Here is a 12348-nt window from a genome sequence, read left to right as displayed (position 1 = left end):
CGCCGCCGGTCCGGCCGGCGGGCTCAGCCGGCGCCCGCCCCAGAGGTAGCCGCCCGCGAGCAGGGTGGCCAGGCCGATCGACACGAAGACCAGCCGGTAGTCGAGCACTCCCACGATCAGCGCGCCCACGCCGACCGAGATCGCCTGCGGGCCCCGGATCACCGCCTCCGACGCCGCCGCGACCCGGCCGATCAGCTCGGGCGGGGTCCGCCGCTGAATCAGCGTGTGCAGGCCGACCAGGGTCAGCGGCAGGGAGAGACCGGCCAGCAGCACCGCAGTGAAGCCGAGCCACAGGTTCGGGTACGCCAGCGCCAGTGCCGCCGGGCCGAAGAACGCCACTCCGGCGGCGAGCGTGCCCAGCTCACCGAGCCGACGCAGGACGGCTGGGGAGCACAGTCCGCCGACCAGTCCCCCGATGCCCTGCACGGTGACCAGTACGCCGACGAACGTGGCGTCCCGCCTGAGCCCCGAGTCCACGTACGCGAAGATCAGCGACTCGGTGAAGCCCATCACCAGCGAGCCGAGGCCGTAGCCGACCAACGCCCGCCGCAACGCCGGCTCACCGGCGAGGTGCCGCAGCCCGGCGACCAGCTCGGAGGAGAGGCGTCGTACCCGGGTGACGGCGACGGTCGGGCAGTCCTCCGGATCGGCCGCTCGCGCGGGCGACTCGGCCATCCGGAGCGTGCCGACCACGGCGGCGGCGGCCAGGAAGCCGACCATCCCGACCGCGGCCAGCACCCAGCCGCCGAGCACCGCGTACAGGCCCGCACCGGCCAGCGGACCGACCAGCCGCAGGCCCTGCCGTGCGGTCTGCAACGCGCCGTTGGCCTCTCCGAGCAGGTCGGACGGGACCAGTTCCTGGATCAGCCGGCTGAGCACCGCACCGACCGTGAGGTTCGACAGGCCGTAGAGCGCGGCCACCGCGTAGATGATCCACATGTCGCCCGCGTCCCGGACCGCGAACAGCGGGGTCAGAAGCACCGCCATGGCGAGGTGGGTGACCACGAAGAAGGGCTGCCGGGGGTACCGGTCGACGAACCAGCCGACCAGCGGCGCGAGGGTCCTCGGCGCGAGGATGACGAAGATGGTGGCACCGGCGAGGCCGTCCGATCCGGTGAGGTCCTTCACCCAGATGGCGAGTGCCAGCAGCAGGATCGACTCCGCGGTCATGCTGGCCAACAGTCCGCCGAACAGCAGGCGGAAGTCCGGGCGACTCAGGACGGTTCGCATTGATCCCTCCGGGGGTGGCGCGACTCGGGCGCGGTCGGGAACCCGTCCGGGGCGGGGACGCAGGTGAAGGCGGTCTCGTTCCGGTGTGTCGGGTGTCCGTATTTCTCATGACACGCCCCCGCCGGTACCTCCGGCGCCGGTCGCGACGTCCATACTGGCCGTGGGGGGCGAATTTCATACAGTTACCGTCGCGTCTGCGGCGGTCGACGGAAAAGAGGACACCGTGCCTCCTGCCGCACCCAGTCCGATCCTGCGTCGGCAGCGGCTCGGCCGCGAACTGCGCCAGCTACGCGAGGCCGCCGGACTCACCGGTGACCAGGTCATCGAGCGTGTCGGTTGGGCCTCCGCGTCGAAGCTGTCCCGGCTGGAGAACGGCCGCAGTCGACCCGACCCGCAGGACGTCCGGGACCTGCTCGACCTCTACGACGCCGACACGGCACGGCGGGCGGAACTGCTCGGCATCACCGACGAGGCCGGTGACATGCGCGGCTGGCTCAAGAACTACCCGGCGATGACGCAGCAGCAACGCGGCTTCGCCGAGCTGGAGGCCGGTTGCGTCGAGATCTCCGAGTACAACCCGGTGCTGGTGCCGGGGTTGTTGCAGACCCCCGGGTACGCCCGCGTCCGACTCTCCTCGGCGTACCAGGTCGGTCGGGAGGCCGGCGATCCGGAGACCGAGGAGGAGACCGAGACCCAGGTCAAGGCCCGGCAGGCCCGGCAACTGCTGCTCACCCGGGAGCACGACGCGCCCCGGTACACGGCGGTGCTGGAGGAGGCGGCGCTCGGGCACCGTGCCGGGCCGCCCGAGGTGCTCCGGGAGCAGTTGGCGCAGCTGTGCGAGCTGGCCATGCTGCCCAACGTCACGCTGCACGTCCTGCCCAGGGACACGCCGATCGGGCAGTGGTACCTCCCACCGACCGCGTTCTCGGTCTATCGGTTCGCCGACCCACTCGATCCGGAGACGCTCGCCATCGAAGGTGGCTTCACCGACGTCATGTCGACCGACGTAATCGCCCTAAATCACTATAAAGTGGTGTTCGAGTGGCTACGTACGGCGGCACTTTCCGCAACGGATACCCACTCCTGGCTGGTCAAGTCGTCGGAACGGCTGACCAGTCCGGGAGCATCGTCCATTGTGGCCAATGGATCGGCAACGGCGCCGGCCCAGCGCCGTGGTTCCTCCGGGAGCCTGACGGAGCGGTGACCGAGAAGGGACCGCGCCCGACACGTGCGGCCCTGCTCGATCCATCGGTCCACGTCAGGAGCTCAACCATGAACGACATTCGCACCACGCCGTCCGTCCTCGCGCAGCTCGCGCACGCCCCCTGGCGTACCAGCACGCGCAGCCAGACCTCCAACTGCGTGGAGGTCGCACCGCTGGGCACCGGTCCCGCCGCGGTGGCGCTGCGCGACAGCAAGGACCAGGGTGGCCCGGTCCTGCTGTTCAACCGGGCCGGATGGCTGGGCTTCATCTCCGGCGCCAAGAACGGGCAGTTCGACCTGAACTAGCTCGGGTACGTCTCGCGGGGCCGTCGGCACACCACCGGCGGCCCCGTCGTCGTCCACACCGACCACCCCGGTGAGCAGGCATCGGATGATCGGACGGGGCTGAAATCAATCGCCGTGTTTCACTTGCTGAGATGCGGGCCGGGCGTACGATGGCCGAGTATTGACGTGGAACTTCCACGGTTCCACCCGTCGCGGCACATCGGAGACCCACATGCGGTTCCTGATCGTTCGCACCGACATCCGCGCCGTCGTCGACACCGACATCACGGCCGCCTGGGCCGGCGGTCACCGGCTGCGGGACGAGACCACCCGGCCCGAGCCGCGTCGCCAGGTCGTGCACGCCGAGGACCGTGACGCCGCCCTGCACCTCGCCCGCGCCATCGCCACCGTCGGCGCTGTGCGCTGCGGTAAGCAGCGGGTCAAGGTGCTGCCGCTCGACGACCCGAAGCGCTGGCGGGCCCACCCGGGTCCGCCCGACACCTGACCTCCCCACGTCCGTCGTGGTCGGCCGGCTCCCCCGCCGTGTTCCTCACCCAGCCGACCACGACGGCCCGTGTCCCCGGCCCGTGGCCGCCGCGGCAACGACGGCCACGGGTCGGGGCCGCACCTCCCGCACCTGCACCGGCACGCACACCCGCGCCGCACCCGCCGCCGTGCTCGGCGTGGGTGTAAGGAGGGGTCCCCTGCTATGCACCAGGCGTTAGCAGGGGACCCCTCCTTACAACCTCAGCAGTGCCCGTCGAACCAGCGGTGGATCAGGAACAGCGCGATCGACGACGGCGGGGGCAACAGCAGGCGGTCGCCTCCGGCGTCCACGTCCCGGCCGGCGAGCGCGGCACCGATCTCGTGCCGGGTGAACCAGCGGGCCTGCGCGATCTCGGCCGGATCGGGCCGGACCGGGTGCTCCGGGTCGGCGGTGGCCAGGAAGCCGAGCATCAGCGAGCCCGGGAACGGCCACGCCTGGCTGCCCGCGTACGTGATCTCACGGACCGGTACGCCGACCTCCTCGCGTACCTCCCGCAGCACGGTCGCCTCGGCCGACTCGCCCGGCTCGACGTACCCGGCCAGACAGGAGAACCGGCGCTGCCCCTTCGGGCTGGGCCAGGCCGCGTTGTTGCCCAGCAGGCAGCGCCCGTCGACGCCGTCGACACCGTCGTGCACCAGCACGATCATGGCCGGGTCGGTACGCGGCCACACCCGCTCACCGGAGCCGTCCACCCGGGACCAGCCCGCCTCGTCGGTGCGGGTCGGTGCGCCGGTGACCGGGTGATAGAGGTGCCGCAGATGCCAGTTGGTCAGCGCCAACGCCGTGGTGAACAGCCCGGCGTCCCGGTCACCGAGCAGGTGCCCGACGCCCCGCAGGTGAGCAGACCGGGTGTCCGGCAGCACCGTCAACGCGGTGTGCACGCAGAAGATCGGCACCCCGTCCGGTTCCACCCCGAGGAACACCGCGTCGGCGGCCAGAGTCGACGGCAGGTCGTCCGCCGCCACCAGGACCAGCTCCGGCACCGGGGTGTCGGTCCGCACCAGCGCCCGGCCGCCGGCCTCCACGTCGAGCACCAGCACCCGCGCGCCGGACCAGGCTCCCGCCAACCACTGCGGGTCGGTACGCCGATGCGCCGCCCGGTCCAGCGTGGAGCGGGCCAGCGGCGGGGCCGCCTCCCCGCGTACCCAGTCGATCGGCTGTCCCCAGCCGTCCGACGGCAGCGCCGTGCCGGTGGGCCCGCTCACGGTGTGGCCGGTGTGGTCTGGACCGGGGTCAGCGTGGACAGCGAGGGCTCGATCCGTGCGGCGTCCCCGAGCACGACGGTGACCGCGCGGGACGGGGCGAGGTAGCGGGCCGCCGCCTCGGTGACGTCGTCGACGGTCGCCTTCGCCAGCCGGGCCGCGTGCTCGGAGAGGAAGTCCAGTCGCAGCCCACTGCCGGCGTACGCGCTGACGAACGACGCCAGTCCCGCCTGGGTGGCGATGCCGAGCTGGAGCGTGCCGAGGGCGTACTGGCGGGCCTGGTCCAACTCCTCCTGACTGGGCGGCACCGTGGCCAGTCGACCCAGCTCGTACGTGGTCTCCAGCAGCGCCGGTGCCGTCACCTCGGTGGCCACCTCGGCGGCGGCCAGCAGCACCGAACCACCGACCGAGTGCTCGACCATCGAGTGCGGGCCGTACGTGTAGCCCTTGTCCTCGCGGATGTTCTCCACCCAGCGCGAGGAGAAGTAGCCGCCGAAGATCAGGTTGGCCAGTTGCAGCGCGGCGTGGTCCGGATGGGTACGCGGCACCGCCGGCAACGCCATCCGCATCGACGACTGCACCGAACCGGGCCGGTCGACCAGCAGCAGCGGGCCCGGTTCCAGCGGCGGGACCGGCGGCACCTCGGCCACGTGCTCGCCGCCCTGCCAACCGGCGAGCGCCTTCTCGGCGGCGTCCAGCGCCCGCTCCGGGCGTACGTCGCCGACCAGCACCAGCACCGCGCCGGCGGGTCGGACCCGCTGGGCGTGCAGCGTCCGCAGGGCGGCCGGACGGACCGCCCGGACCTGCTCGGGCTCCGGGGTCTGGACCGCGTACGGGTGCCGGCCGAAGATCCGCCGCAGCAGCGCGGTACGGGCCAGATGGGCGGGCTGGCTGCGGGCCACCCGAATCCCGTCGACCAGCCGGTCCCGCTCGACGCCGACCCACTCGGCCGGGTAGTTGGCACCGGTCACCACGTCGGCGAGGATCTCCAGCATCCGGTCCAGCCCGGTGGCCAGGGCGGTGCCGGAGAGCATCAGCCGGTCCGGGTCGAGCCCGGCGGAGAGCCCGCCGCCGATCCGCTGGAGTTCGGCGGCGATCTGCACGCTGCTCATCGTCTCGGTGCCGGAGAGCAGGGTCTGCGCCAGCAGGTGCCCCCGGGCCAGGTGGGCGCGGACGAACGGCATCCAGAGACGCAGTTCCACAAGCGGCACCGCCGGGCGGCGTACCACGATCACGGTGAGCCCGTTGGCGAGCGTGCGTTCGGCCTGCCGGGGCAGCTTGAGCCGACGGGTCGGGCCGAGCGGCGGCAGCGTTCGTGTGGGCGTACTCGTGCTCATGAGCGGCCACCTCCGGGGATCACCTCGACGGACGCGCGGCGCTCCGGCCGCAGGGTGGCCGCGGCGGCGCGGACCTGCTCGTCGGTGACCTCACCGACCAGCCGGGGCAGCTCGCCGAGCAGACCGGGCTCACCGCGCTGCTGTTCCAGCACCGCCATCCGCAGCGCGCGGGCCAGCACCGCGTCGGTGTCGCGCAGCAGGTGGGTGGCCATCCGGGCCTGGGTACGGGCCAGCTCACCCTCGGTGAGTCCGTCGGTGGCGACCCGGTCCAGTTCCTCGTCGACGGTCCGCAGCACCTTGTCGACGTCGCCGCCGGGCGGCAGGTGCGACTGGATCAGCAGGGCGGTCGGGTCGCGCACGTCGAAGGGGTCGCCCATGAAGCCCAGGTAGCCGCCGATGCTGGTGACCGTGCGGTCCCGGTGCACCAGCCGTTCGACCAGCCGGGAGGCGTCGCCGTCGGTGAGCACCTCGGCCAACACCACGAAGGGCAGGTAGTCGGCGAAGTTCCCGATCGGGTCGGGCACCCGCCAGCCGGAGGCCACCGCCGGCAGCGGGGCCAGCCTGTCGTCGTACGCGGTGCGCCGCTCGACGGTCGGCGCCGGCTCGGCGAAGTCCGGGCGGGCCGGCGCCGGACGGGCCGGCACGTCGCCGAAGTGTCGTTCGATCAGCTCGACGGCCTCGGCGGTGTCGATGTCGCCGCTGACCGCGAGCACGGCGTTGCCGCTGGCGTAGTAGCGCCGGAAGAAGTCGGCCGCGTCGGCGACGGTGGCGGACTCCAGGTCGTCGAAGGAGCCGTACCCGTCGTGCGCGTTCGGGAAGGTGTCGAACATGACCGGCGGCAGGGTCAACCAGGGGAACCCGCCGTACGGCCGGTTGAGCACGTTGACCCGGATCTCCTCCTTGACCACGTCCACCTGGTTGCGCAGGTTCTCCTCGGTCAGCCGAGGGCCGCGCATCCGGTCGGCCTCCAGGAACAGCGCCCGTTCCAGGGCGTTGCTCGGCAGGGTCTCGTAGTAGTCGGTGTAGTCCAGGTGGGTGGAGCCGTTGAAGGTGCCGCCGGCACCCTGGACGTGCCGGAAGTGGGCGAGCTTCTCCAGGTTCTCCGAACCCTGGAACATCAGGTGCTCGAAGAGGTGCGCGAAGCCGGTCCGTCCCTCGGGCTCGGACCGTATGCCCACGTCGTAGACCACCGCCACGCCGATCACCGGAGCACTGCGGTCGGGGGTCAGGACCACCCGCAGGCCGTTGTCGAGGGTGAACCGCTCGACGGGGTACTTCGCGGCTGGGATTCTCGCTCTGCGCGTCGGCACGGCTCCGACCCTAACGCCTCCGCCGAGCCGGGGAGGCGGGTAAGGGCGGCGGCGGGTGTTAGCCGGGGACCCCTGCTATACCCGAGGCGTTAGGAAGGGGCCCTTCCTTTCATCCGGCGGTGCTGCCCGGCCGCGCGGTCGCGGGGGCAGGGCCGTGCAGGTCCACCAGGCCGGACGGCGCCGCCCCGCCCGGCGTGACGGGCCAGGGAGCGAACGCCACGGCCGTGGCCAGCAGCAGTCCGACGGCCGCCACCGCGACCACCAGGAGTAGTTCCCGCACCGCCGCCGAACCCACCATGGTCGTTCCTCCCCGAGCTGAGCCGATCCCCCCGGCTCATCCCCCGGCACCCAGCGTTCCCTGGCCGGGAGGTGGTGACAGTCGTCCACCCGACGATTGGACGGCTGATTACCGACTCAGGTTCCGCCGAACGGCGCCCGACATGCGGACGGCCGGGCCGCCTCCGATCCCAGTGGGTGACGGAGGCGGCCCGGCCGGCGCGGGTGAACCCGGCGATCAGAGCGGACGGATGTTCTCCGCCTGCGGGCCCTTCTGGCCCTGGACGACCTCGAACTCGACCCGCTGGTTCTCGTCCAGGCTGCGGTAGCCGGAGCTCTGGATGGCCGAGAAGTGAGCGAAGACGTCGGCGCCGCCGCCGTCCGGGGTGATGAAGCCGAAGCCCTTGTCAGCGTTGAACCACTTGACGGTGCCAATAGCCATGCTTGTTTCGTCTCCTTGACGGAACGTCGGACCCGCACCTGTTGCGGGGCCGAAAGAGTGAGAGCTCCGGGCGGTTCCCGGAACTTCTGTCGCTGCTGGTCGCCCCGCCCGGAGAGGTCCGGACATAACAAAGAGCGCCTGGGGCCACAATCCGCCAGGCGCAAACAGAGCTGGTAACCAAAACTGCAACGCGGGCACAGTACCACGGATTCGGGCCCGCGCTACCTGTCCAGCCCACATTCCGGCAACGACATGATCAGGGCGGAGAGTCCGTCGACGTCCAGCAGGTCCGCCGGACGGACGGTCGCCCCGTCCCGCACGTAGTGGAACGCCGCGCCGACCCGGTCGACCGGGATCCCGGCCAGCTCGGCCCAGGCCAGCCGGTAGACCGCCAACTGCACCGAGGCCACCTCGGCCGCCGGTCCCGAGGGCTGGGCACCGGTCTTCCAGTCGACCACGTCGAAGCGGTCGCCGGGCCGGCGGAACACGGCGTCCATCCGGCCGCGTACCACCACACCGCCGAGCACCGTCGCGAACGGCACCTCGACCTCGATCGGCGTACGGTCCGCCCACTCGCTGCTCAGGAACCGCCGTTGCAGCTCCGCCAGCACCTCGTCCGGGGCCGCGTCGGCGTCCGCCGCACCGGGCAACTCGTCGGTGTCGAGCAGCCGGTCCGCGCCGAAACGCTGCTCCAGCCAGGCGTGGAAGGCGGTGCCCCGGCGGGCGTACGGGTTCGGTGCGGACGGCAGCGGCCGACGCAGCGACCGGGCCAGCGCCGCCGGGTCCCGGCGCAACGCGACCAGTTGGGTGACCGACAGGTGCCCGGGCAGCGTCACCTCGACCGGACCGGAGAGCCGGCTCAACTCCGCCCGCTCGGCGAGCAGCAGATCGGTCTCCCGCCGCCACCGGTCCACCTCCGGATCCCGCGCCTCGTCGTCCGGGGTGTCCGGCACGTCGTCGGTCAGGTGACGCCGCACCAGCGCCGCCGCCTCGGTCAACGTCGGTCGGCGTACGCCCAGTGGGTCGGCCGGCCACTCGGCCCGGATCACCACCTCGGTCGTCGGGTTCACCGCGTCCGGCGACGGTTCGGGCGCCCACTCGTCGACCAGGTGACCGGCTCCGGCGTCCAGGCAGGCGTCGTGCACCTCGCGCAACAACCCGGACGGGCCGCGCGGGCGCTTGGTGCCCTCACCCCACCAGTGGCCGGAACAGAGCAGCAGGCGACGCGGACGGGTCACCGCAACGTACGCCAGCCGGCGCTCCTCCCGCTCGTCGTGGGCCCGCCAGGCGTCGGTGAAGTCCTCCACCGCCCGGGCCACGCCACGCTGGTCGTCCACGTCCACCAGGGCCAGCTCGGGCAGCCCGTCGGCGTCACCGCGCAACGGGAACGGCAGCACCCCCAGCCCGCCCAGCCAGTGGTCGGAGTTGCGGACCGGTCCCGGCCACACCCCCCGGCTCAGCCCGGCCACCGAGACGACGTCCCACTCCAGCCCCTTGGCGGCGTGCGCGGTCAGGATCTGCACCGCCCCCTCGACCACCTCCACCTCGCCCGGCGACAGACCGCGCTCCTCGTCCTCGGCGGCGGCCAGGTAGGCCAGGAAACCGGCGAGCGTGGCCCCCGGCGTCTCCCCGCTGAACCGCGCGGCCACGTCGCCCAACGCGTCCAGGTGACTGCGGGCCAGACCGGCGTCGCCGGCGCCCTCGCCGCCGGCGCGTACCGCCACCTCCACGTCCAGGCCGGTGGTCCGCTCCACGTCCGCGATCAGCTCCGGCAGCGACTGGTCCAGCCGGTACCGCAGCAGACCCAGTTCCCGGGCGTACGCGCGCAGCCGCAGGTAGCCCTCGGCCGAGTACGCCTGCGCGGGGCCGAGGTCGGCCAGTGCCTCGACCAGCGTCGCCTCGTCCAGCCGGTCCGGCGTGATCTCGGCCGTACCGTCGTCGGCGAGCTGGCGACGGGCCGCCGCGATGGCCTTGGCCCGACGGTGCAGCGCGACCAGGTCCCGTGGCCCGATCCGCCACCGGGCACCGGTCAGCAGGCGCAACAGCGCGGCACCGTCGGTCGGGTCGGCGAGCACCCGCAGCGTGCACACCACGTCGCGGATCTCCGGGGTGTCCAACAGCCCGCCCAGCCCCACCACCTCGACCGGCAGGCCACGTTCCCGCAGCGCCCCCGCGATCGCCGGAATCTGGCTGCGCAGCCGGACCAGCACCGCCGTGGTCGGGCGCAGGGTCACCGGGATCTGCTCGGGCAGCACACCCGGCATCCGCGCCGCACCACGCCAGGCGGCCAGCACGCTGTCGGCGATCCAGTCGGCCTCGTCGGCGTACGTCGTCAGCAGTGCGCAGTGCACGGTCCCGGCGGCGGCGCCACGCGCGCTGCGGTGCGGGATCGGATCGCGGACACTGAGCGCGGCGTGCAGCTCCGGCACCTGGGCGCCGGCCGCCCGCAACGGGGTGGAGAGCGCGTTCGCCACGGCGAGGATCTCCGGCCGGTTCCGCCAACTGGTGGTCAGTCCGAGCACCTGGGCGGGTTCCCCGTCGGTGCGGGCGAACTCCGTCGGGAAGCGGTCCAGGGTGCCGGCGCTGGCCCCCCGCCAGCCGTAGATGGACTGGCAGGGGTCACCGACGGCGGTCACCGGGTGACCGCCGCCGAACAACGCGCCGAGCAGCACCACCTGGGCGTGGCTGGTGTCCTGGTACTCGTCGAGCAGCACCACCCGGTAGCGCCCGCGCTCGATCTCGCCGACGCCCGGATGGTCCCGGGCCACCCGGGCGGCCCGGGCGAGCTGGTCGGCGAAGTCCATCGCCTCGAAGTCGTCCTTGCGCCGGGCGTACGCGCGCACCAGCGGCAGCAGCTTCAACCGGGTCTGCTGGAGCGCGAGGGCCTTGCGCACGTCGGCGTAGACCCGCCCGGGACGGGACTGCACGTCGGCGAAGAACCGGCCGGTCCACGCGGCCAGGGAGTCCGGGTCGATCAGGTGTTCGTCCAGTTCACCGGAGAGCGCCAGCACCGCGTCGGTGACCGTGCTGGGCATCCGGTCCACCTCCGACATGTCCCCGTCGTAGTTGCGCACGATCAGGTCCACGAGCTGCCAGCGGGACGCCTCGGTGAGCAGCCGGGTGGAGGGCTCGTAGCCGGCCCGCAGGCCGTGCTCGGTGACGATCCGTCCCGCGTACGAGTGGTAGGTGGCCACCGTCGGTTCGCCCGCGAACGGGTCGTCGAGCGGGTCCCGTCCGCGCCGCCCCAGCCGGCGCACCAACTGGTCGAGCCGGGTACGCACCCGGTGTGCCAGCTCACCGGCGGCCTTACGGGTGAAGGTGAGACCGAGCACCTGCTCGGGCCGGACGTACGAGTTGGCCACCAGCCAGACCACCCGGGCGGCCATCGTCTCGGTCTTACCCGAACCGGCTCCCGCGACCACCAGCAGCGGCTCCACCGGCGCGGCGATGATCGCCGCCTGCTCCCGGGTCGGCGCCGGCAACCTCAGCAGCTTGGCCAGCTCCACCGGCGTGTACCGGGGACCGACGGCGGCCGCCCGGGGCGCCGGTGCCGTGGGATTGAACAGGGCGGGCTGGGTCATGCTGCCTTCTTCGGAGCTGGCACGCTCACTCCTGGTGCTCCGGTCGCCGGACGGTCGGTGGCTCGACCACCTGCCGTCCCTGCCCGGAGACCGGGCAGCTGGTCCGCACCGGGCAGACCCGGCACTTCGAGTTGGCGACCGCGGCGAAGGTGGCGGCGGCCATCGTATCGGCGGTCCGCCGGACCAGCGCGGTCGCCCAGCCGGCCTCGGGTCCGTCGGTCGACGCGGCCTGCGCCTGCTCCCGGGCGTCCCGCGCGCCGGTGCCGAGCTGCACCAGCGTCGCCCCGCCGGGCTCGTCGCCGTACTCGGCGAACGCCCCCGCCTCCACCGCCGCCTGGTATGCGCCGAGCTGCGGGTGCTCGGCCAGGTCCCGCTCGGTCACGGCGGTGGACTTGCCGGTCTTGAGGTCCACCACCACCAGCCGGCCGTCCGCGTCGACCTCCAGCCGGTCCACCCGCCCGACCAGCTCGATCGGCCGGTGCGGATCGTCCAGGCGTACCGCGAACTCGTGCTCGATGGCGAGCAGCCGGCGCGGATTGGCGGCCAGCCAGCGCAGCAGCTTGTCCACCATCGCCTCGGCGCGGGTCCGCTCCGGCCCGACCATCCACCGCGCGGCCAGCTCGATCGCGTCGAACCGGGCAGCCACGTAGTCCAGCAGCGCGCCCCGGTCCGCGCTGGCGTCCTCGGCGAGCATCGCCGCCGCGTGCACCAGGTTGCCGACCCCCTGGGCGGCGCTGGCCGGTGGGCTCCCGCCGTGCCGTTCCAGCAGCCAGCGCAGGCTGCACCGCAGCGCGCTCTCCATCGCCGACGGCGTCACCCGGACCGGCTCCCCCTCGTCCACCAGCGGCCGGTCGTCGGAGAGCGGTCGCAGCCCCCACCAGTCGTCCGGGTGCGCGCCGGCGACCCCGGCGGCGGCGAGTCGGGCCAGCTCGGCC

At 73.0% G+C, this 12348-nt stretch carries 11 protein-coding genes; 3 read left to right on the top strand and 8 right to left on the bottom strand.

Going from position 1 to position 12348, the window contains the following annotated elements; genetic code table 11:
- The coding region (locus EYA84_RS15920; RefSeq protein WP_131053858.1) for an MFS transporter at window positions 1–1230 on the bottom strand (1230 nt) is incomplete at its 3' end.
- 223 nt (window positions 1231–1453) lie between these two features.
- Here EYA84_RS15920 and EYA84_RS15915 point away from each other — a divergent pair.
- From EYA84_RS15915 to EYA84_RS15905, 3 genes are all read left to right on the top strand, one after another.
- Window positions 1454–2434, top strand: coding sequence for a helix-turn-helix transcriptional regulator (locus EYA84_RS15915; RefSeq protein ID WP_131053857.1), 981 nt, complete (start codon window positions 1454–1456; stop codon window positions 2432–2434).
- Between the two features lie 68 nt (window positions 2435–2502).
- Window positions 2503–2739 carry a DUF397 domain-containing protein gene (locus EYA84_RS15910; RefSeq protein ID WP_131053856.1) on the top strand — a complete coding sequence of 79 codons (237 nt, stop codon included), beginning with the start codon at window positions 2503–2505 and terminating at the stop codon, window positions 2737–2739.
- Between the two features lie 211 nt (window positions 2740–2950).
- Entirely contained in the window at window positions 2951–3223 is a 273-nt protein-coding gene (locus EYA84_RS15905) for a hypothetical protein (RefSeq protein ID WP_131053855.1), read from the top strand.
- Between the two features lie 242 nt (window positions 3224–3465).
- Here the strand turns inward: EYA84_RS15905 and nudC are convergent, their stop codons facing one another.
- The 7 genes from nudC to EYA84_RS15870 form a co-directional block, all read right to left on the bottom strand.
- A complete protein-coding gene (gene nudC, locus EYA84_RS15900) occupies window positions 3466–4419 on the bottom strand; it encodes an NAD(+) diphosphatase (RefSeq protein ID WP_131053859.1) in 954 nt (317 codons plus the stop codon).
- A gap of 47 nt (window positions 4420–4466) precedes the next feature.
- The gene (locus EYA84_RS15895; RefSeq protein ID WP_131053854.1) at window positions 4467–5804 is read right to left on the bottom strand and encodes a pitrilysin family protein; all 1338 of its coding nucleotides are present in this window, start codon (window positions 5802–5804) and stop codon (window positions 4467–4469) included.
- Entirely contained in the window at window positions 5801–7114 is a 1314-nt protein-coding gene (locus tag EYA84_RS15890) for a pitrilysin family protein (RefSeq protein ID WP_131053853.1), read from the bottom strand. The genes EYA84_RS15895 and EYA84_RS15890 overlap by 4 nt, the downstream gene beginning before the upstream one ends.
- 109 nt (window positions 7115–7223) lie before the next feature.
- Entirely contained in the window at window positions 7224–7412 is a 189-nt protein-coding gene (locus EYA84_RS15885) for a hypothetical protein (RefSeq protein ID WP_131053852.1), read from the bottom strand.
- 216 nt (window positions 7413–7628) lie between these two features.
- Entirely contained in the window at window positions 7629–7832 is a 204-nt protein-coding gene (locus EYA84_RS15880) for a cold-shock protein (RefSeq protein ID WP_013735772.1), read from the bottom strand.
- A gap of 221 nt (window positions 7833–8053) precedes the next feature.
- Window positions 8054–11413 (bottom strand): ATP-dependent DNA helicase, encoded by a 3360-nt coding sequence (locus tag EYA84_RS15875; RefSeq protein ID WP_131053851.1) that lies wholly within the window; start codon window positions 11411–11413, stop codon window positions 8054–8056.
- Between the two features lie 25 nt (window positions 11414–11438).
- Window positions 11439–12348: PD-(D/E)XK nuclease family protein (locus EYA84_RS15870; protein ID WP_131053850.1), on the bottom strand; the 910-nt coding region annotated here is incomplete at its 5' end.

This window comes from Verrucosispora sp. SN26_14.1, from assembly GCF_004307965.1.
Taxonomy (GTDB): Bacteria; Actinomycetota; Actinomycetes; order Mycobacteriales; family Micromonosporaceae; genus Micromonospora.
Note: the sequence above shows the minus strand (reverse complement) of the source record. Positions and strands in the feature narration are given on the sequence as shown.